The sequence below is a fragment of the Georgenia sp. Marseille-Q6866 genome, assembly GCF_965111665.1.
Window position 1 is genome coordinate 93684 of the sequence record NZ_CBCOOR010000006.1, and the last position, 21525, is coordinate 115208.

The window sequence follows — 21525 nt, forward strand, 5'->3', positions numbered from 1 at the left end:
GCCGCCGCGAGCTGCTCGCGGTGACGCGTGAGCAGGCCGTCTCGCGTACGAGGCACCGCTTCGGCCACCTCCCCGCCGGCGCCTGACCCACCCGCCCTGTCCGCATATGCGCGAATATCACGTCCTCCGGGCGTGGCACGCCGTCGTTATCCCGCATATGCGGTCTGGGAGGGTGGGGGCGTGAGGGAGTCCACATGGTGAGATCTTCCCCACAGGCTGTCTCAAGTCCATAACGAAACGGTTGCCGGGTTGTTTCGTCCGTCGTATATGCCACTCCCCCGTGTGTACCGTGACGGCACCTCGGCGTGCATCGCGGCACGGCCACCGGGTACCCCCGGCGGAGCCCGCAGTCACGTCCCAGCATCCAGGAGGAACATTGAAGATCAGGCGTACGGCCCAGGCGGCCGCCGTTCTGGTGGCAGGCTCGCTCGTCCTTGCGGCGTGCACCAGCCCCAGCGACGACGAGACCACGGGCGACGGCGGCGACAACGCTGCCGAGGAGACCACCGACTCCGGCGAGGCCAGCTCCACGGCCAAGGAGGACCTGGGCGACGTCCAGACCGTCGAGGGCGACATCTTCTACTCGACCGGCCAGGACGAGTTCACCGGCTACAACTCCCTGACGGCGGACACGTACAGCACGTACAACAACGTCATCATGGACCGCATCCGTCCCGAAGGGTTCTTCTACTTCGGCACCGACGGCACCATCTACGAGAACGAGGAGTTCGGCACCGCTGAGGTCGTCTCCGAGGACCCGCTGACGATCGAGTACACGATCGCCGACGACGCCGTGTGGTCCGACGGGAACCCGATCGACTTCGCGGACATCTCCTTCGAGTGGGCGTCGCAGAACCCGGCGTGGCTCTCCCCCGACCCGGAGACCCCGGTCTTCAACCACGTCTCGGGCACCGACTACACCCAGACCAACGTGCCGACCGGCCCGCAGGCCGAGAGCTTCGACGCCAAGACCTTCACGGTCGAGTACGCCGAGCAGTACCCGGACTGGCGTCTCGTCACCGGTGCCTACCTGCTGCCCGCGCACGTCGTGGCCGAGCAGATCGGGATCACCGAGGAGGAGCTCGTCCAGGCCATCGCCGACGAGGACGTCGAGATCCTCACGCAGGCCGCCGAGTTCTGGAACGAGGGCTGGCTCTCCAGCCCCGGTGAGGTCCCCGCCCCGGAGATCGCGCCGTCGGGCGGCCGCTACCAGTTCATGGAGGGTGGCTGGACCGCTGGTCAGTCGATCACCCTCGAGGCCAACCCCAACTACTGGGGCACCCCGGCCGCGACCGACAAGATCACCTTCCGCTTCCTCGACGCCTCCGGCCACAACCAGGCGCTGCAGAACGGTGACCTCAACATCATCGAGCCGCAGGCCACCGTCGACACGCTGCCGCAGCTCGAGGGCCTCGGCGACGCCGTCGAGATCGAGACGGGCGCCGAGCTCACCTGGGAGCACCTCGACTTCAACTTCAACAACGGCGTCTTCTCCGACGACGAGGGCGGTCTGGCGCTGCGCGAGGCCTTCGCCTACTGCGTGCCGCGTCAGCAGATCGTCGACAACCTCATCACGCCGGTCGACCCCGAGGCCGAGCTCATGAACGCCCGCGAGGTCTTCCCCTTCCAGGAGAACTACGCCGAGGTCGTCGAGGCCTCGTACGACGGCCGCTTCGACGAGGTCAACCTCGAGGAGGCCACCCGCCTCGTCGAGGAGTCCGGCATCGCGACGCCGATCGACGTCCGTATCGGCTACTCGGCGCCCAACCCGCGCCGTACGTCCGAGATCGAGCTCATCAAGTCGAGCTGCGACCAGGCCGGCTTCAACGTGACCGACGTCGGCTCGGCGGACTTCTTCGCCAACGCGCTGCCCGCCGGTGACTACGAGGTCGCCCTGTTCGCCTGGGCCGGCTCCGGCCAGATCGCCTCGGGCCAGAACATCTACTCGAGCAACGCGCCGCAGAACTACGGCGGCTACTCCAACGAGACGGTCGACCAGGCGTGGACCGAGCTCGCCGCCTCGCTCGACGAGAGCGTCCACCTCGAGCAGACGAAGATCATCGAGAAGGAGCTGTGGGACACGCTCTTCGGCATCCCGCTCTTCGCCCACCCGGGTGTCATCGCCTACACGGCTGGCATGGAGAACGTCCGTCACACCGCGACCCAGAGCGGTGTGGCCTGGAACGCGGAGCAGTGGCTGCTCGCGGAGTGACCTCAGCTGAGGTGATTCTCACTCCGATCACCTGATACACGCTGGATCGCCGGTGGGGCAGGGGGAGGTCCTCCCTCTGCCCCACCGGCCTGCGTGTACGGTGCCTTGACGTGAATTCTCGGCGCCTGTCCGGGTCCTACAAGGACAAGGACTAGGCTGTCCGGGCTCACCCGGAAGACCCGAAGGGCAAGCTCGTGATCAAGTTCATCCTGCGCAGGCTGGGAATATCCTCCCTCGTCCTGCTCGGTGGGTCCGTCCTCATGTTCGTCCTCACCATCAACTCGGGCGACCCTCTGTCGGACCTGCGGGAGTCGAACGACCCCAACCGTGACAGCCTCATCGCCCAGCGCATCTCCAACATGCGCCTGGACGACCCCTGGTACGAGCGCTACGGCGCGTGGCTCGCGGGGGTGGGCAAGTGCGTCGTCGGATCCTGCGAGCTCGGGGTCAACCGCGCGGGCATCCCGGTCATCGACCTCCTCGGCAACGCTGCCGCGGCCACGCTGCGTCTCGTCATCCTCTCGACGCTGCTCGCCATCGTCATCGGCATCGCGGTCGGCATCCTCACCGCGATCCGTCAGTACTCCGGCTTCGACTACATCGTGACGTTCTTCGCGTTCATGATGTACTCCCTGCCCGTCTTCTGGGCGGCCGTGCTCCTCAAGGAGTACGGTGCGATCCGCTTCAACGACTGGATCATCTCGCCGGACATGGCGCTGTGGCAGATCGCCCTCGTGGCCCTCGTGCTCGCCGTCATCATCGCCGGCGCCCTGGGTGGTGACGCCCGACGGCGGCTGCTCACCGGCGGCGGCACCTTCCTCTTCGTCTTCGCGGCGATGTTCTACTTCGACGCCGTCAACTGGTACCGCCAGCCGGCACTCGGCATCGGCGTCGTCGCCGTCGCCTCCATCGGCGCGGCCCTCCTCATCGTCATGCTGAGCTCGGGGCTGGGGAACAAGAACGTCCTGTACGCCGCCCTCACCACCGTGGGCGCCGGGATCGTCTCCTACTTCGTCTTCGCCGGTCAGCTCGCCGACCCGACCTGGGGCGTGCTCTTCGGGCTCTTCGCCGTCGCGATCGTCATCGCCGTCCTCAGCGGCGCCCTGTGGGGCGGCTACTCCCGCACGATGGCGATCTGGGTGTCGGTCGCCACCGCGACGGTCATGAGTCTCGTCATCGTCGTCGACCAGGCCCTGTCGGCCTGGGCGGGCTACCTCGGCTCGGTCCGCAACGGCCGCCCGATCTCGACGATCGGTGCCGAGACCCCGAACTACGACGGCACCTTCTGGCAGGAGTTCCTCGACAAGGGCACCCAGCTGCTCCTGCCGACGGTCCTTCTCACCCTCGTGTCGGTCGCCAGCTACAGCCGCTACACGCGCTCGTCCATGCTCGAGGTCCTCGAGCAGGACTACGTGCGCACGGCGCGGTCCAAGGGTCTGTCCGAGCGCGTGGTCATCACCAAGCACGCGTTCCGCAACGCCCTCATCCCGATCACGACGATCGTCGCCTTCGACTTCGCCGGCCTCATCGGCGGCGCGGTGCTCACGGAGACGGTCTTCGGCTGGAAGGGCATGGGCGAGCTGTTCCGCACCGGCCTCGTCCAGGTGGACCCCGCACCCGTCATGGCCTTCTTCCTCGTCACCGGCACCGCCGCCGTCGTGATGAACATGCTGGCCGACATCGCCTACGCCTTCCTCGACCCCCGGATCCGACGGTGAGCGCAGTGAGTGACGCAGGCACCCGTACCAGCCCCGCGACCCGGAGGCAGCGATGAGAAGGTTCAGGAAGAGCAACCGGCCGGAGCACATCGTTCCGCAGCCGGGCATGCAGGGTGCCGACCCCGGCACGCTGCAGAACATCGACCAGCTCTCCGTCGAGGAGGACCTCGAGGGGAAGACGGACAAGTCCTACTCCCAGGGGCAGCTCGTGCTGCGCCGGTTCCTCCGCCACCGCGGTGCGATGGTCTCGATGGCCGTGCTCGTCTTCATCACCGTGCTGGCCTACACCTCCATCGGTTTCGGGCCGATCCCCGGCTGGTGGCAGCACAGCTACACGCTGGCCGGCACCGTCACGGACGGCGGCCGCCCCTCGCTGAGCCTGTGGCCCTTCCAGATCGGTGACCAGCCCTTCGGGCAGGACAACGTCGGCAAGGACTACTTCGCGCTCGTCATGCGCGGGACCCAGCGCTCGCTCATCATCGCCTTCGTCGTCGGCATCGTCTCGACGGTCATCGGCACGGCGGTCGGCGCGGCCGCGGGCTACTTCCGCGGCTGGGTCGAGGCTGTCCTCATGCGCCTCACCGACCTCCTCATCGTCATCCCGCTGCTCGTCCTCGCCGCCGTCCTGGGCCAGATCAGCGGCGGCTCGATCTGGGCGCTGGCGTTCATGCTCGGCATCGTCACGTGGACGGGCCTCGCCCGGCTCGTGCGCGGTGAGGTCCTCTCCCTGCGCGAGCGGGAGTTCGTCGCCGCGGCCCGGGCCGTGGGCACCTCGCCGCTGCGGATCATCGTCAAGCACATCCTGCCGAACACGCTCGGCACGATCATCGTCTCGGCCACCCTGTCGATCGCGGCGGCGATCCTCCTCGAGACCTCGCTGTCCTTCCTCGGCTTCGGTGTCGACGCGCCGGACACCTCGCTGGGCGTCCTCATCAGCACCTACCAGGCGTCCTTCACCTCCCGGCCCTGGCTGTTCTGGTGGCCCGGCATCTTCATCCTCGGCATCGCGCTGAGCGTGAACTTCATCGGTGACGGTCTGCGCGACGCGTTCGACCCCCGGCAGAACAGGAACAAGGACTGATGACCACCACCTCCGAGCAGTCCAACGGGCCGGTCCTCTCCTTCACCGACCTCGACGTCCGCTTCAAGACCGAGTTCGGCTCCGTCCACGCCGTCAAGGGCATCTCCCTCGAGGTCCACCCCGGGGAGGTCGTCGCCCTCGTGGGCGAGTCCGGCTCCGGCAAGTCCGTCACCTCGATGACGGCGCTCGGCCTCCTGCCGAAGAACGCCCGCACCGGCGGCGGCATCGTCGTCGGGGAGCGCACGGTCGGTGAGCTCGACGAGCGCGAGCTGCGCCGCATGCGCGGCAACGACGTCGCCATGGTCTTCCAGGAGCCCATGACGGCCCTCAACCCGGTGCTCACCATCGGCACCCAGCTCACCGAGGCGCTCGAGCTGCACGGCATCGCCTTCGGGCGGGCCGCCGACGAGCGCGCGGCCGAGCTGCTGCGGATGGTCGGCATCCCCGAGCCCGAGCGCCGCCTCAAGCAGTACCCGCACGAACTGTCCGGTGGTCAGCGCCAGCGCGTGGTCATCGCCATCGCGATCAGCTGCGACCCGCGCGTCATCATCGCCGACGAGCCGACGACGGCGCTGGACGTCACGGTCCAGGCCGACATCCTCGACCTGCTGCGCTCCCTCAAGGACAAGCTCAACACCGGCATCCTCCTCATCACCCACAACATGGGCGTCGTCGCCGACATGGCCGACCGCGTCGCGGTGATGTTCAAGGGCAACCTCGTCGAGACCGGCAGTGTCGAGCAGGTCCTCAACCACCCGCAGCACGCCTACACCAAGCGCCTCCTCGACGCCGTGCCCCACCTGGGCCGCGGCCGGGACCAGCTGGGCATCGCCCACGTCGAGGCTCCGCCCGTGGAGGAGAACGAGGTCCACGCCCTGCGCATGGAGAACCTCGTCATCGAGTACCAGCGCGCCGGCAAGCCGCCGTTCCGCGCCGTCGACGACGTCTCCTTCGCCGTGCGCCAGGGCGAGATCGTCGGCCTGGTGGGCGAGTCCGGCTCGGGCAAGTCGACGATCGGCCGCTGCGCGCTCGGCCTCATCCCCGCGGCCTCCGGCACGATCCGCCTCTTCGGGGAGGACTTCGGGGCGCTGCGCCGCAAGGAGGCCAAGGCCCTGCGCCGCCGGATCGGCGTGATCTTCCAGGACCCGGCCGCCTCGCTCAACCCGCGCCTGCCGATCGGCGACATCATCGCCGAGCCGATGGTGGTCCACAAGATCGGCGACAAGAAGTCCCGGGAGCGCAAGGTCCACGAGCTCCTCGAGGCCGTCGAGCTGCCCCGCAGCGTGTACAACCGCTACCCGCACGAGCTCTCCGGCGGCCAGCGCCAGCGCGTGTCGGTCGCCCGGGCGCTCGTCCTCGAGCCCGAGCTGCTCGTCGCCGACGAGCCCACCTCGGCCCTGGACGTGTCCGTCCAGGCCAGCGTGCTCGCGATGTTCACCGAGCTCCAGCAGCGCTACCGCTTCGCCTGCCTCTTCGTCTCCCACGACCTCGCCGTCGTCGACCTGCTCGCCCACCGGGTGGTCGTCCTGCAGAACGGCAAGATCGTCGAGAAGGGCACCCGCGAGGACGTCCTGCAGAACCCGCAGGAGGAGTACACGCAGCGCCTGCTCGCCGCCGCTCCGGTGCCCGAGCCCGGGGAGCAGCGTCGCCGCCGCGAGGAGCGCCACGCGCTGCTCGCCTCCTTCGGGGACAGCGTCGCCGAGCTCCAGCTCGACGAGGGCACGATCGGGGCTGGGCCGCTGGACGAGTCCACGCGCGAGTAGGCCGTGAGGGCGCCCCGACTCCTGCTGCGGCGCGGCCGCGCACAGCGGGGCGCCCTCCTCACCCTGCTCGTCCTCACGGCCACCGTCGCCGCGATCCTCGCCGGCAGCACCGGGTACACCCGGGCCGCGGGGGTCGCGACGATCCGCGCGACCCTCACCGAGGCCGCCCCCTACGACGCCGGCGTCCAGGTGCAGACCCGGCTCGCGGACGACCCGGAGGCGCAGGACGCCGCCGTGCGGGAGACGGTCACCGCCCGCCTCGGCCCCGCGACCGAGGTCACGCGCACGCTGTGGACCGAGGCGGTCGGCGCGGAGACCGGCGGGCAGGAGCTGCGCGTCGTCCTCGCGGAGCTGCCGGCCGCGGACGGCGCCGTCGTCACCGACGGCGGGCCGCCCGGCCCCGGGGAGGTCCTCGTCCCCGAGGACGCCGCCGCCGAGGTCGGCCTGACGGCAGGCAGCGAGCTCGTCGTCGACGGCGCGACGCTCACCGTCTCCGGCACGTGGCGCACCGGTGACGAGCGCGCGTGGTTCACCGACCCGCACACCGAGGGCGCGGTCGGTCCGCTCCTCACCGACGCCGCCACCGTCCGTGACGCCGTCAGCGCGCCCTTCGTCCGCTGGACCGTCCACCCGCGCGCCGAGGCGCTCACCGTGGCGGACCTGCCCGCCCTCGCGGACGGCCTCGCGGCGCTCGACTACGCCCTCGGCGACGACGACGCCGTCGCCGTCCGCGGCCTGTCCGTCACCGGGGGCCTCGCCGCCACCGTCGACGGCCTCGCGGACGCGACCGCCACCGCGGCGGCCGTGGGCCTCGTGCCCGTGGCGCTCCTCGGCGTCGTCTCCGTCGTCGCCCTCGTCCAGGTCGTCCGCCTCCTCGGGCAGAGCCGGGCCCGCGAGACCGAGATCCTCGTCGCCCGGGGGGCGGCCGCCCGACAGGTGACGGTGTGGGCGGCCGCCGAGCTCGCCGTCGTCGCGCTCGTCGGTGGCGCGGTGGGCACGGTGCTGGCCGCCGTCGTCGTCGGCCGGCTCGACGGCGGGGAGGCGCAGCGCGGGGTCATCGTCGCGACGGGCGCCGTCGTCGCCGTCCTCACCGTCGTCACCGGGACCGTCGTCGCGGGCCTGCACGCGCGCGGTATCGCCCGCCGGATGGTCGCCGACCGCTCCGGCCGGCTCCGCGGCGCCGCGGCCGCCGGGACGGTCGTGCTCACCGGCGCCGCGGCCGCCCTCTCCGCCTGGCAGCTCTTGCGGCACGGAACCCCGCTCATCGACGACGGCGGCGCGGACGTCCTCGCCGTCGTCTCCCTCGGGGCGGTGCTCGCCTTCCTCGCGGTGCTCGCGCTCGCCCTGCTCGGCCCGCTCACCCGCGCCGCCGCCCGGGCCCGGGAGCCGGGACGCGGCCTGCCCGGCGTCCTCGCCGCCCGCCAGGTCTCCCGCCGCGTGCGCGCCTACGCCGTGCCGCTCGTCCTCGTCGTCCTGGCCGTCGGCACGACGACCGTCGCCGCCTCCTTCGCCGGAGCCACCGCCGTGCAGCGCGAGCACGTCGCGGCCCTCGCCACCGGCACCGACGTGCGCGTCACCGTGCCCGCAGCGGCCGGCGGCCCGTCGCCGCAGGCGCCCTCGGCGGTGCCCTACCGGGACATCGCCGGCGTCCGGGAAGCGGGGGCGGTGCTGCGGGGCACGGGCACCTTCGGCGAGCTGCCCCTCGCCGTCACGGCCCTGGACACCACGCGGCTCGAGGAGGTCACGCGCGTCCCCGGGGACGCCGTCGCCGGTCTCGCTCCCACCACCCGGGGAGTGGCGCTGCCGGCCGGCGCGCAGACCCTCGACCTCACGGTCCGGGCGCAGCTGGGGCTGCCGCCGGGGGCGCTCGAGGCGGAGGAGGAGCAGGTCGCCGCGGACCGCGAGTACTACCTCGAGGTCCTGGGCGTCCCCGAGGACGAGGTCGACGCGCTCCTCGCCGCGGACCGGGCCCGGCGGCGGGAGGGCGACCACGGACTCCGGCTCACGCTGTGGGTGGCCGACGCGGACGGTGGCCTCAGCGCTATCGACGCTGGACGGCTCCCGGCGGACCCCTTCGGCGACGACGGGCTGCTCGGACCCGAACCCACCGACCACACGCTGCGCCTGGAGCTGCCCGCCGCGGGGGAGTACCGGCTCGCCGCGCTCGACCTCGCCGCCACCGGCCCGTTCCTCGGCTACGAGCTGTCCGCGGAGGTCGCCGGCCTCACCGCCGACGGCACCGACGTCGACCTCGGCACCGCCCCCTGGGTGCAGGCCCTCGCCACTGCCGACCTCGAGCCGCTTGGCACGGTCGGCGTGCGGGGCGCGTTCGAGGGCACCGAGGACGTCGCGGTCCGTCTCCTGCCCGACGGCGGTGCAGGACCCGTGCCCGCGGCCGTCACCTCCCACCTCGCCGCTGCTGCGGACCTCGGGGTGGGTGACACGGCCACCGTCGCGCTGGGCGGGACCGCCGTCGACCTCGAGGTGGGCGCCGTCGTCGGCGCCGTCCCCGGCGGCCTGGAGGAGGACGCCGTCCTCGTCGACCTTGCCGCGCTCGGCGCCCACGTCCTCAGTCGGGAGGAGCGCCCGCTGCTCCCCGGCCAGGTGTGGCTCACCGTCGAGGAGGACGCCGACCCCACCGAGGTCGCCGCGGAGGCGAGCGCGCTCGCCGGCCGGGAGGCCACCGTCGAGGTCGCCGGGGAGGACCTCACCGACTCCGCCGGCTCGGTGCGCCACACCTTCTGGATCGTCGCCGCGGGCGCCGCGCTCCTCGCCCTCACCGGGGTGGCCGCCGTCGTGCTCGCCCTCGCGAGGGAGCGTCGCAGCGAGGTCGTCGTCCTGCGCGCGCTCGGTGTGCCCCCCGCCGCGCAGGCCCGCACCCGGGTGGCCGAGCTGCTCGGTGTGGGCGGGCTCGGCGTCGTCCTCGGCGTCCTCGCCGGCTGGGCGGCCTCGGCGCTGCTCGTGCCCACCCTCGCCCGGGCCGCCGCCACCCAGCCCTCGCCGCTGCCCCTCGGCGGGCGGCTCGACGTCCTCCCGGGGCTTGCGGTGCTCGCCGTCCTCGTCGGTGGCCTGGGCGTCGTCGCCGCGGTGCTCGGCGCCCGCGTGCGGGCCCAGGCGCTGGACGCCGAGTACCGGGAGGAGGTGCGGTGAGCGGTCTCCTCGGCCTCGCGCGCCGCCAGGCCACCGCCCACCGTGCGGTGCCCGTCGCGCTCGCGCTCCTCGTGCTCCTCGTCGCCGGGGTCGCCACCGCGTGGCCGCGCCTGCTCACCGGCGTCGACGACCGCCAGGTCACCCACGAGATCGCCGCGACGAGCCCACTGTCCCGCGACGTCGTCGGCGTCCTGCCCACGGAGTGGCCCCGGCTGGACCCGCCGCCACCCGGCTCCACGCCCTACCCGCCGGACGTGGAGGCGAACCTCGGGGGCGTCCACGTCGCGCTCGAGGAGCTGCGCGCCGCCCAGCCCGAGCCGCTACGCACCCTGCTCGGCGAGCCCAGCTTCTGGCTGCAGAGCCAGCCCGCGGAGGTCGCGCCCCCGCCCGACCCGGTCATCGGCCGGCAGTGGCTGCGCCTCACCGTCGACCCGCAGCTCGCCGAGCGGGTGACGCTCACCGACGGCCGCTGGCCCGAGGCGCCCGCCCCCGTCGACCCCTTCGCCGGGCTCACCGACGCCGAGCGCTGGGCCCTCACCCTGGACGAGGAGGCCACGCTCGTCGACGCCGCCATCGCGGCCAGCGGGCCGCTGGAGCTCGTCCTGTCCGCGCCCGCGGCCGAGGTGCTCGAGTGGGAGGTCGGCACCGAGCGGCGCTTCGCCGGAAACACCGTGCCGGCGCTGCTCACCGGCACCTACGAGGTCGACGACCCCGGCGCCGACTACTGGGACCACAACCTGTACTCGGCCGAGCCGCACGTCGTCGACGACCTCAACCTCGGCACCGCCGCAACTGCCGCCGCCTACCTCGACCCCTCCTGGAACGGGCGGCTGCCGCCCGGCTTCCCCGTCCACGTCGCCAGCTTCCGCACCCAGATGTGGTTCCCGGTCGCCGTCGGGGCGCTGACCGCCGACGACGTCGACGCCGCGGAGGCCCAGCTCGTCGGGTTCACGACCCCCCAGCCGCTGGGCGAGGGCGGCGAGCTCGGCCCGGCGCCGGAGGTCCGCTTCGCCAGCGGGCTGGGCGAGGTGCTCGACAGGGTCCAGCAGCAGCAGGCGGTGACGTCCACCGTGCTCACCGTCATCGCGGCCGGCCCGCTCGGGGTGACCCTCGCCGTGCTCCTCCTGGCCGCGCGGCTGCTCGTCGCGCGCCGCCGGCCCGGACTGGCGCTCCTGTCCGCGCGCGGCGGCTCGGGGTGGCAGCTGCGCGCCATGCTCGCGCTCGAGGGGCTCGTCCTCGGCGTGCCCGCGGCCGCCGCCGGGGCCCTGCTCGCCGTCCTTCTCCTGCCGGGCCGCACCGCGCCCGCCGACCTCGCCGTCACCGGGGCCGTCGCCCTCGTGCCTGCCGTCATGCTCGCCGCGAGCACCTCCCCGCGCGGCCTGCGGGAGGGGCGCGCGGACCTCGGCGGCCGGTCCGGACGCTGGCGGTGGGTCGCCGAGGCGGTGCTGCTCGCCCTCACCGCCGTCGCCGTCGTCCTCCTCGTCCAGCGCGGCGTCGTTCCCGGGACCGGGGAGACCGACGTCCTCCTCACCGCGGTGCCGCTGCTGCTGTCCGCGGCCACCTGCGTCGTCGTCCTGCGCGTGTACCCGCTGCCGGTCCGGGCGCTGGCGGGGGTGCTGCGCCGCCGCCGGGGTGTCACGGCCTTCCTCGGCTCGGCGCGGGCGGTCCGCGACCCCTCCGGCGGTCTCGTCCCCGCCGTCGCACTCGTCATCGGCGTCTCCGTCGCGATGTTCTCCGCGGTCCTCGGCTCGACGATCAGCACCGGTGTGCAGGCGACGGCGTGGCAGTCGGTGGGCGCCGACCTGCGCCTGTCCGGCCCGGTCATCGACGAGGAGCAGGCGGCCGCGATCGCCGGCGTGCCGGGGGTCGCCGGGGTGGTGACGGTCGGTGACGCCGGCACCGTCAGCGTGTCGGGGGAGCGGCTGGACCTCGCCGTCGCTGACCTCGCCGCCGTGCGCGACGTCCAGGCCGACGGCGTGGGGATCGACCACCTTCCCGCGGACCTGCCCGCCGCCGCGGGTGACGCCGTCCCGGCCGTGCTGTCCGCGGAGGCGGTCGAGGCGCTCGGGGCGGGCGTCGGGGACACCCTGCAGGCCGCCGTCGGGGACGGGGTCGCGCTCGAGGTGGTCGGCACGGTCGAGCGGCTGGCCGGCGCGGGCACCACCGGGGACGTCCTCGTCGACGCCGCCGCCTTCACCGCCGCCACCGAGCGTGCCGTGCTCCCGCGCATCGCCCTCGTCGACGTCGCCGACGGCGAGGACCCGACGGCGGTGCTCGAGCGCGTCCGCGAGGTGGAGCCCGTCGCCCTCGCCCAGAACCCGGCGGGCGACGCGAGCGGCTTCCTCTCCTCCCCGATGGCCGGGGGGATGAACGCGGCGCTGACGGTCGCCGTCGTCCTCAGCCTGGCGCTCGTCGTCGTCGCCGTCATCATGACCCAACTCGTGGGCGCCCCCGCACGCGCCCGGCTGCTCGCGGTGCTGCGCACGCTCGGGCTGGACCGGCGGCGTGCCCGCGGGATCGTCGCCTGGGAGCTCGTGCCGCTGGCTGCCGTGTCGGTGCTCGCCGGCGGGGTCCTCGGGATCCTCGTGCCGTGGGTCGTGCTCGGGAGGATGGACCTGCGGGCGCTCACCGGTGGCGAGGAGCAGCCCGGGCTGGTCGTCGACCCGCTCGTCGTCGGCGGGGTGCTGGGCGGGGTCCTCCTCGTCACGGCGCTGGCGGTGCTCGTCTCGACCGTGGTGAGCAGCCGGGCCGACGTCGCGAGCGAGCTGCGGATGGGCGAGGAGACCTGACCCGGCGGGCCGGGAGAGGCGTGTCTGTGGCGCGTGCCACACTGGGCGGACTGTGCTCTCGGGGAGGAGACGACGATGTCTGACCGCACCTACCAGCTCATCGCGCTCGTCGCGTACTTCGTGGCGATGCTGGCGATCGGCTACTACGCCTACCGCCGCACCAGCGGCCACGAGGACTACATGCTCGGCGGGCGGCGCCTGTCACCCACCACGGCGGCGCTCAGCGCCGGCGCCTCCGACATGTCCGGCTGGCTCATGATGGGCCTGCCGGGCGCCATCTACGTGAGCGGGCTCATCGAGGGGTGGATCGCCGTCGGGCTCACCATCGGCGCCTACCTCAACTGGCGCCTGGTCGCCCCGCGGCTGCGCTCGTACACGGAGACGGCGAAGAACTCGATCACCATCCCGAGCTTCTTCGAGAACCGCCTGCACGACACCTCGCGCTCGCTGCGCGTGGCCTCCGGCGCCATCGTCCTTGTGTTCTTCACCTTCTACGTCTCCTCGATGATGGTCGCCGGCGGGGTGTTCTTCGAGGTCGCCTTCGACACCCCCTACCGCACGGGCATGCTCATCGTCGCCGGGGTCACGCTGGCCTACACGCTCATCGGCGGCTTCCTCGGGGCCTCCCTGACCGACGTCGTCCAGGGCACGATGATGATGATCGCGCTGCTCATCGTGCCGGTCGTGGTGCTCGTCGCACTCGGTGGGTTCGGGGAGGCGCTCGAGGGGATCCGCGAGGTCGATCCCGCCCGCCTGTCGCCGCTGGCGGGCGAGGGGGTCACCGGGGCGTCGGTGGTCGGTGTGGTCTCGGCGCTCGCGTGGGGCCTGGGCTACTTCGGCCAGCCCCACATCATCGTGCGCTTCATGGCGATGCGGGACGCGCTCTCGGCCGGCCGCGCGCGGCGGATAGGGATCGGCTGGATGGTCATCTCGCTGGTCGGCGCGGTGGTGACCGGGCTCCTCGGCATCGCCTACGTCAACCGCATCGGCCTGGACCTGAGTGACGCCGAGCAGATCGTGCTGGCGCTGTCCCAGGCCCTGCTCCACCCGTTGCTCGTCGGGGCGATCTTCGCCGCCGCGCTCGCCGCGATCATGAGTACCGTCTCGAGCCAGCTCATCGTGTGCTCCTCGGCCTTCGTCGAGGACCTCTACCGGATCGTCAGGAAGGACGCCTCGCCGAGGCAGCTCGTCGTCCTCGGGCGCGTGTCCGTGCTCGGGGTGGCGGTCATCGCCACGGTCCTCGCGCTCAACCCCGCCGACACGATCCTCAATCTCGTCGCCTTCGCGTGGGCGGGCTTCGGTGCCTCCTTCGGCCCGGCGATCCTCCTCAGCCTCTTCTGGCGCCGGCTCACCACCTGGGGCGCGCTCGCCGGGATGGTGACCGGCGCGGTGACGGTCATCCTGTGGAAGCAGTTCGGGCCGGAGATCCTCGGCGCGACGCTGTACGAGATCGTGCCGGGCTTCCTCGCCAACCTGCTCGTCGCCGTCGTCGTCAGCAAGCGCACCTACCGGCCGGACGAGGAGATGGAGCGGGAGTTCACGGCGGCGACCCAGGGAGCGAGGCGGGCCCCGGCGGAGTAGCGCTCGGCGCGGACCGGCACGCGTTCGGGCGGGGCGATGAGACGATGGCGCCGCCAGCGGGCCGCAGACAGCGACGAGGTGACGATGACGACGAGCGTGCAGGGCGCCGAGCCCGACATCCTGTGCCACGGGCTCGTGCGGATCTTCTCCACCGAGGGCGTGGAGGTCCAGGCGCTGCAGGGGCTGGACCTGCGGGTGGAGCGCGGCGACGTCGTCGCGATCGTCGGCGCGTCCGGCTCGGGGAAGTCGACCCTCCTCAGCATCCTGTCCGGGCTGGACCGGCCCACGGGCGGCAGCGCCGTCATCGCCGGCACGGACATCGGTGCGATGAGCCGGGCGGACCGGGTGCGCTACCAGCGGCACACGGTCGGCTTCGTGTGGCAGCAGACCTCCCGCAACCTCCTGCCCTACCTCACCGCCGCGGAGAACATCGCCGTGCCGCTCGTACTGTCCGGCGCGAAGGCGCGCGCGGAGCGGGTGGGCGAGCTGCTCGCGCTCCTCGGCATCGAGCACTGCCGTGACCGCCGGCCCGAGCAGATGAGCGGCGGGGAGCAGCAGCGCACCGCGATCGCCGTCGCGCTGGCCAACTCCCCGCGCGTCCTCCTCGCCGACGAGCCCACTGGTGAGCTCGACGACGCGACGAGCGCCGAGGTCCTCGAGGCGCTGCGTGGGGCGTCGGAGCGCCTGGGCGTCACCGTCCTCATCGTCACCCACGACCCCACCGTGTCCGAGCACGTGCGGCGCACCGTGCAGATCCGCGACGGCCGCACCTCCACCGAGGTGCTGCGGCGCACCGAGCGGGACGACTCCGGCGCCGAGGTGCACGTCGCGGAGGAGTTCGCCGTCCTCGACCGCACCGGGCGCCTCCAGCTCCCGGAGGACTTCGTCAGCGCCCTCGACCTGCGCGAGCGGGTGCGGCTCGCGCTGGAGACCGACCACGTGGGCGTGTGGCCCGACGGCCCGGGCCGGACGGCCTCCGACGCGGCCGGGGCGACGGGCGCGGGCGGGTCGAGTGGCTCCACGGCGGCGTCGGCCGGGCGGCCGCGCCGGCGCGACCTGCGCGGGGAGGGCAACGATGGCTGAGGCGCTGCTGACCGCAGAGTCGGTGAGCCGGGTCTTCACCACGGGCGCCGGTGAGGTCCACGCGCTCACGGAGGTGAGCATGGAGGTGGCGCGCGGTCAACTCGTCATCGTGCGGGGGCCGTCCGGCTCGGGCAAGACGACCCTGCTCAACCTGCTCGGCGGGCTGGACCGGCCCACGAGCGGGCGGGTGCTGCTCGGTGACGGCCGCGAGCTGTCGGCCCTGCCCGAGAAGGACGTCCTCGAGGTGCGCCGCACCCGCATCGGCTACGTCTTCCAGTCCTTCGGGCTCATCCCCGTGCTCTCGGCCGCCGAGAACGTCGAGATCCCGCTGCGCCTCCTCGAGGTCGACCCCGCCGAGCGCGAGGAGCGGGTGGCGGACGCCCTCGAGCTCGTCGGGCTCTCCGGCCACGTGCGCCAGCGGCCCTACGAGCTGTCCGGCGGCCAGCAGCAGCGCGTCGGCATCGCCCGCGCGCTCGTCGCAGAGCCGGAGGTCCTCATCGCCGACGAGCCCACCGGCCAGCTCGACTCCCGCACCGCGGCCACGATCATGGAGCTCCTCCAGGACCTCACCCACGCCCGCGGCCTCGCCGCCGTCGTCTCCACCCACGACCCCGTCCTCATGCAGCGCGCAGACCAGGTCGTCACCCTGAGAGACGGCCACCCCACGTAACCCCACCCGCCGGCCCCTCACCCGCCGCCGCGCTGACCTCCCCGGTTGTCCTCCGAGCTCCCCCTTCGAACACGCCGCGGTGAGGTGAAGCGGGTAGCTCACCGGCGGGGAGGTGCCGAGGAGCTCCGGCACGGGTCTCAGGGTGGCGACCCAGCCAGGCGGGAAGGGGCGACACAGCCGCCGGAACACGGCGTCCTCGTCGGAGAAGTCGGTGCGGTCGAAGCGCTCGACCGTTGTGCTGGGGAGGCTCGCCAGCCTGTTCTGACGGCGCCGCTCGGCCATGACGCGCGCCGACAACCGGCGGCGGGCGTCGGCCCCGTCGGGATCGTCGGGCACGAACTTCACCTCGCCGTCGTACTCCCCGAGGAGCGTGATGGTCTCGGTGAGGGCGCCGTGCTCGGTGACCGGCAGCCGCCACCGCACGTCGGGGTAGTAGACGTGCCCCTCGACCTCGTACCGGGGCTGCAGCACGGGCCGCGGCAGGCCCCTGGAGACGCCGACCCACCGGAGGACCGTCTCGTACGGGGATTCCGCGAGCGGGTCGGCCCAGGTGACGACCGCCCGGGCGCGGCGCAGGTGGCGCCGGTCGCCCTGCTCCACCATCGCGAGGAGCCGTGCCCTGAGCGCCGCCGTCCTCTTGGCGTTCGTCCTGGGAGAGTCCCGCCGAGGGGTGACGAGCGCCCGCATGCCGCTGTCGGCGAGAACGAGTGCATGCTTCGGGTGCATCGTCTTGGCGCAGTCGACGATCGTGCGCTCGATCGTGGTCGTCCGCAGGCCGCTGACCTCGGTGACGTCGTCAGCCGGCAGGTCCCGCACGTGGCGCACCCGCCCGGCAACGGACCGGCTCGGAAGGCGCTTCTGCGAGGTGTGCACCAGCGTGTCATCATCGACGAGCCAGAGCCCGTGCAGCAGCGCGGCCGTCCGGTGACTGAACACCGGCCGCGCGGCCGTGCGGCGGGCGACGCCCGCGATACGGGCAAGCGCGAGGTGCTCCGTCTGGCGCCACGGGGGTTCGTCCTCGTCGAGAGGATCGACGAAGACCCCGCGGGCCACCTGCACGAGCCCGGTGCTCACGGCATGCCGGACGGCGTTCTTCCCGAGCTCACGGCTGAGCAGCACGGGCGGGAGGTCCTTCGGGCTGATCGTCACGGCCATGACCACGAGCGTGCCGACAGCGGGAGGACGGTGCGGGTGGCTCGCAGCCCTGCGGTAGACCGGACAGACGGGAGTGCAAGCTGTGGAGCAGCGAGTCGGTGCGTGACCTCCCCGGTTCACCTCAGCCGGACGTGTTCGGAGGGAGGTGAGGACAACCGGGGAGGTCAGCGCGGCGAGGGGCGGGGTGGTATGGGGCTGGTCACACACGGTGCCCTTCGCGGCCGGGCGGTTGTAGAATTCATCGGCGGCACTCGGGCCTCGGGTGCCAATCCCGCCCGTCACTCGGCGCACCGTTCCCGCTCCTCGAGCGATGCCGGCGCCGCCCGGGCACCCCTTCACCGGAGGAGCTCCGCGTATGCCCGTTCGTTCCGACCTGCGTAACGTCGCGATCGTCGCCCACGTCGACCACGGCAAGACCACGATGGTCGACGCCATGCTCTGGCAGTCGGGTGCCTTCGGAGACCACCAGCACGTCGACGAGCGGGCGATGGACTCCGGTGACCTCGAGCGCGAGAAGGGCATCACCATTCTCGCGAAGAACACCACCGTGCGGTACACCGGCCCCGCGGCCGCGGCGCACGGCGCCCCCGACGGCGTGACCATCAACGTCATCGACACCCCCGGCCACGCCGACTTCGGTGGCGAGGTCGAGCGCGGCCTGTCGATGGTCGACGGCGTCGTCCTCCTCGTCGACGCGTCCGAGGGCCCGCTGCCCCAGACCCGCTTCGTCCTGCGCAAGGCGCTCGCCGCCAAGCTCCCGGTCATCATCGTCGTCAACAAGGTCGACCGGCCCGACGCCCGGATCACCGAGGTCGTCGCCGAGGCCACCGACCTGCTCCTGGGCCTGGCCAGCGACCTCGCCGACGAGGTCCCCGACCTCGACCTCGACTCGGTCCTCGACGTCCCCGTCGTCTACGCCTCGGCCAAGGCCCGCCGCGCCTCCCTCGACCAGCCTGTCGACGGCGAGCTGCCCGACAGCCCCGACCTCGAGCCGTTCTTCGCCACCATCCTGCAGAACATCCCCGCCCCGACGTACGAGGAGGGCGCGCCCCTCCAGGCGCACGTCACCAACCTCGACGCCTCCCCGTTCCTCGGCCGCCTCGCGCTGCTGCGCGTCTTCAACGGCGAGCTCCGCAAGGGCCAGAGCGTGGGCTGGGCGCGCCGCGACGGCACCCTCAAGCCGGTGCGCATCTCCGAGCTCCTGCGGACCGTGGCGCTGGACCGCGTCCCGACCGACGTCGCGCACGCCGGTGAGATCGTCGCCGTCGCCGGCATCGAGGACATCACGATCGGTGAGTCGCTCGTCGACCTCGAGGACCCGCGCCCGCTGCCGCTCATCACGGTCGACGACCCCGCGATCTCGATGACCATCGGCATCAACACCTCCCCGCTGGCCGGCAAGGTCAAGGGCGCCAAGGTCACCGCCCGCCAGGTCAAGGACCGCCTCGACCGCGAGCTCATCGGCAACGTGTCCCTCAAGGTCCTGCCGACCGACCGTCCCGACGCCTGGGAGGTCCAGGGCCGTGGCGAGCTCGCGCTGGCGATCCTCGTCGAGCAGATGCGCCGCGAGGGCTTCGAGCTCACCGTCGGCAAGCCGCAGGTGGTCACCAAGACCATCGACGGCAAGGTCCACGAGCCGATGGAGCGCATGACGATCGACGTCCCCGAGGAGTTCCTCGGCGCCGTCACCCAGCTCCTCGCCCTGCGCAAGGGCCGCATGGAGACGATGACGAACCACGGCACCGGCTGGGTGCGCATGGAGTTCGTCGTCCCCGCCCGTGGCCTCATCGGCTTCCGCACGCGCTTCCTCACCGACACCCGCGGCACCGGCATCGCCTCCTCGATCGCCGAGGGCTACGAGCCGTGGCACGGCCCGATCGAGCTGCGGACCAACGGCTCGATGGTCGCCGACCGCGCCGGCTCGGTCACCCCCTTCGCGATGATCAACCTCCAGGAGCGCGGCTCCTTCTTCGTCGAGCCCACCTCGATCGTCTACGAGGGCCAGGTCGTCGGTGAGAACTCCCGTGTCGACGACATGGACGTGAACATCACCAAGGAGAAGAAGCTGACGAACATGCGCGCGGCGTCCTCGGACACCTTCGAGAACCTCGTGCCGCCGCGCAAGCTCACCCTCGAGGAGTCGCTCGAGTTCGCCGGCAACGACGAGTGCGTCGAGGTGACGCCGGAGTCCATCCGGATCCGCAAGGTCGTCCTCGACGCGACCGAGCGCGCCAAGGCGGCAGCCCGCCTGCGCCGCGCCTGACACCGGGCCGCACGGCGGCCTGGGCAAGAATGGGGTGATGATGACGACGCAACCCGAGCACCGGCTGCTCGCCGTCTTCGCGCACCCCGACGACGAGACGATCGGTGCGGGTGGCCTGCTTGCGCTCGCCGCCCGCGCCGGTGTCGACGTCTCCGTCGTCACCTGTACCCGCGGTGAGCGCGGCGAGGTGATTCCTCCGGACCTCACCCACCTCGCCGACGACCCCGAGCAGCTGGCCCGTCGCCGTGAGGCCGAGCTGTCCGCCGCCCTCGCCGAGCTCGGCGCGCACCGCCACCTCTTCCTCGACCAGGTCCCCGCCCTCGAGGGCCAGCGGCCCTCCCGCTTCCGCGACTCCGGCATGCGGTGGATCCGTCCGGGCCTCGCGGGGCCGGCCGAGGACGCCGGACCGGACGCCTTCAGCACCCTCGACGTCGACGTCGCCGCCGGGCTCCTCGCCGTCGTCGTCCGCCACGTGCGCCCGACGGCGGTGCTCACCGAGGAGCCAGGCGGCGGGTACGGGCACCCCGACCACGTCCAGGCGCACCGGGTCACCACTCGCGCGATCGAGATCGCCGCCGACGCCGCCGAGCCGCTCGGTGGCCTGGCGCCGTGGCAGGTGCCCACCGTCCTGTGGACCGCGCAGGAGGAGTCCCACCTGCGGGCGGCACTCACCGAGCTCGCCGACGTCCTGGGCCACCATGCGCCGCTCCACGCGCCGGACGGCACCGTCCTCACCGTGCTCGACCCCGCGGGAGAGCTGTCCTCGCTCGCCGTGCCCGCCGCGGAGGTCACCGCGTCCTTCGACGTCCGGCCCGTCGCCGAGCAGGTCCTCGCGGCGCTGCGCCAGCACCGCACCCAGGTCCAGGCCGTCGCACCGATCGACGGCCGGCGGCTCGTCGGGTACCTGGGGCTGAGCAACGCGGCGCTCGTCCCGGTTCTCGACCGCGTCCACCTGCGTCCCGCCCCCGGCTCCGACGCCACCGCGCTGGCCGCGGTCCTCGCGCACGACGACGGCGCCACCCCGGTCCCGTCGTCGGCGCCGGTCGCCCCCGCACCCGTCCTCTCCGCACCCCAGGCCGCCCCGGAGGGCTCCGTACCGCAAGCCGCACCGGTGGGCCTTGCAGTGGCAGCCCCGGACGGCGGTGCCCCCACCGCGCCCGCACCGCGCCGCGGCGTCCTCGCCCGGCTCGTCACGAGCGGCGGCACGGTCGGCGTCCTCGTCTCCCTCCTCGCCGGACTCGTCATGGGCGCGCTCGGCACGGTCGTCCACCGCTTCACCCTCGAGGGCTTCCCCGTCGGCATCGTCCTCGGGCTGGCCGGTGTGCTCGCGGCAGCCGTCGCGGCGCGCGCGATCGCGGGCGGTGGCGGGCTCCTGCTCGCCGCGCTCGCCGTCGTCGGGGTCACCCAGGCCATGGCCTTCCTCCGCCCCGGCGGCGACGTCCTCGTCACCGACGAGGCCATCGGCTACGTCTGGCTCTTCGGCGCGCCCGTCGCCTGCGTGCTCGCGGCACTGCTGCCGGCCCGCTGGTTCGGCGACGGCACCCGGGGGAGGCGGGCGTGAACGAGGAGCTCGTCGAGCGGTACCGCACGACCATGCAGCGCCTCGCCGGGGGTGTCGCGGCGGTCTCCGTGCGCCACGGCGCCACCGACCTCGCGATGACGGCCACCGCGCTCACCTCGGTGTCCCTGCGCCCGCCGATGGTCCTCTTCTGCGTCCACACCGATGCCCGGCTGCGCGAGGCGCTGGACGACGTCGACACGTGGGCGGTGAGCATCCTCGACGGCGACGCGAAGGTCGCCGCCGACCGTCTCTCCAGCCCCGGACGCCCCGCGATCGGGCAGCTCGTCGGCGTCGACCACAGCCGCGGGCCGCTCAGCGGCGCCGCTCTCGTCGACCAGGCCCAGGGCTGGCTCGAGTGCCGCACCCACTGGATCCGCACCGCCGGCGACCACGACGTCGTCGTGGGCGAGGTCCTCGACGCCACGCTCGGCCGCACCGCCACCGGTGCCCTCGTCCACTACCTCGGGCGGCTGCGGCCGCTCGGGGACGCCTGATCTGC

Annotated in this window: 12 protein-coding genes; all 12 read left to right on the top strand. The window is 73.0% G+C overall.

Going from position 1 to position 21525, the window contains the following annotated elements; all coding sequences use genetic code 11:
* The first annotated feature begins 376 nt into the window (after window positions 1-376).
* On the top strand, window positions 377-2212 hold the full coding sequence (locus ACWPXV_RS07300; RefSeq protein ID WP_454084617.1) for an ABC transporter family substrate-binding protein: 1836 nt from the start codon (window positions 377-379) through the stop codon (window positions 2210-2212).
* A 194-nt stretch (window positions 2213-2406) separates the two neighbouring features.
* Window positions 2407-3930 (top strand): ABC transporter permease, encoded by a 1524-nt coding sequence (locus tag ACWPXV_RS07305; RefSeq protein ID WP_454084618.1) that lies wholly within the window; start codon window positions 2407-2409, stop codon window positions 3928-3930.
* Window positions 3931-3982: 52 nt separating this feature from the next.
* A complete protein-coding gene (locus tag ACWPXV_RS07310) occupies window positions 3983-5011 on the top strand; it encodes an ABC transporter permease (RefSeq protein WP_454084619.1) in 1029 nt (342 codons plus the stop codon).
* Window positions 5011-6774: an ABC transporter ATP-binding protein gene (locus tag ACWPXV_RS07315; RefSeq protein WP_454084620.1), complete on the top strand. Its 1764-nt coding sequence runs from the start codon at window positions 5011-5013 to the stop codon at window positions 6772-6774. The genes ACWPXV_RS07310 and ACWPXV_RS07315 overlap by 1 nt, the downstream gene beginning before the upstream one ends.
* 3 nt (window positions 6775-6777) lie before the next feature.
* Complete coding sequence (locus ACWPXV_RS07320) at window positions 6778-9924, top strand: FtsX-like permease family protein (RefSeq protein ID WP_454084621.1); 3147 nt, start codon at window positions 6778-6780, stop codon at window positions 9922-9924.
* Window positions 9921-12713: an FtsX-like permease family protein gene (locus ACWPXV_RS07325; RefSeq protein WP_454084622.1), complete on the top strand. Its 2793-nt coding sequence runs from the start codon at window positions 9921-9923 to the stop codon at window positions 12711-12713. Before ACWPXV_RS07320 ends, ACWPXV_RS07325 begins: the two co-directional genes overlap by 4 nt.
* A gap of 75 nt (window positions 12714-12788) precedes the next feature.
* A complete protein-coding gene (putP, locus tag ACWPXV_RS07330) occupies window positions 12789-14294 on the top strand; it encodes a sodium/proline symporter PutP (protein ID WP_454084623.1) in 1506 nt (501 codons plus the stop codon).
* A gap of 84 nt (window positions 14295-14378) precedes the next feature.
* Window positions 14379-15377 (top strand): ABC transporter ATP-binding protein, encoded by a 999-nt coding sequence (locus ACWPXV_RS07335; protein WP_454084691.1) that lies wholly within the window; start codon window positions 14379-14381, stop codon window positions 15375-15377.
* A complete protein-coding gene (locus ACWPXV_RS07340) occupies window positions 15370-16047 on the top strand; it encodes an ABC transporter ATP-binding protein (RefSeq protein WP_454084624.1) in 678 nt (225 codons plus the stop codon). The genes ACWPXV_RS07335 and ACWPXV_RS07340 overlap by 8 nt, the downstream gene beginning before the upstream one ends.
* 1510 nt (window positions 16048-17557) lie before the next feature.
* Window positions 17558-19465: a translational GTPase TypA gene (typA, locus tag ACWPXV_RS07345; protein WP_454084625.1), complete on the top strand. Its 1908-nt coding sequence runs from the start codon at window positions 17558-17560 to the stop codon at window positions 19463-19465.
* Between the two features lie 37 nt (window positions 19466-19502).
* The gene (locus ACWPXV_RS07350) at window positions 19503-21026 is read left to right on the top strand and encodes a PIG-L family deacetylase (RefSeq protein ID WP_454084626.1); all 1524 of its coding nucleotides are present in this window, start codon (window positions 19503-19505) and stop codon (window positions 21024-21026) included.
* Window positions 21023-21520 carry a flavin reductase family protein gene (locus ACWPXV_RS07355; RefSeq protein WP_454084627.1) on the top strand — a complete coding sequence of 166 codons (498 nt, stop codon included), beginning with the start codon at window positions 21023-21025 and terminating at the stop codon, window positions 21518-21520. Before ACWPXV_RS07350 ends, ACWPXV_RS07355 begins: the two co-directional genes overlap by 4 nt.
* Window positions 21521-21525 lie beyond the last annotated feature (5 nt).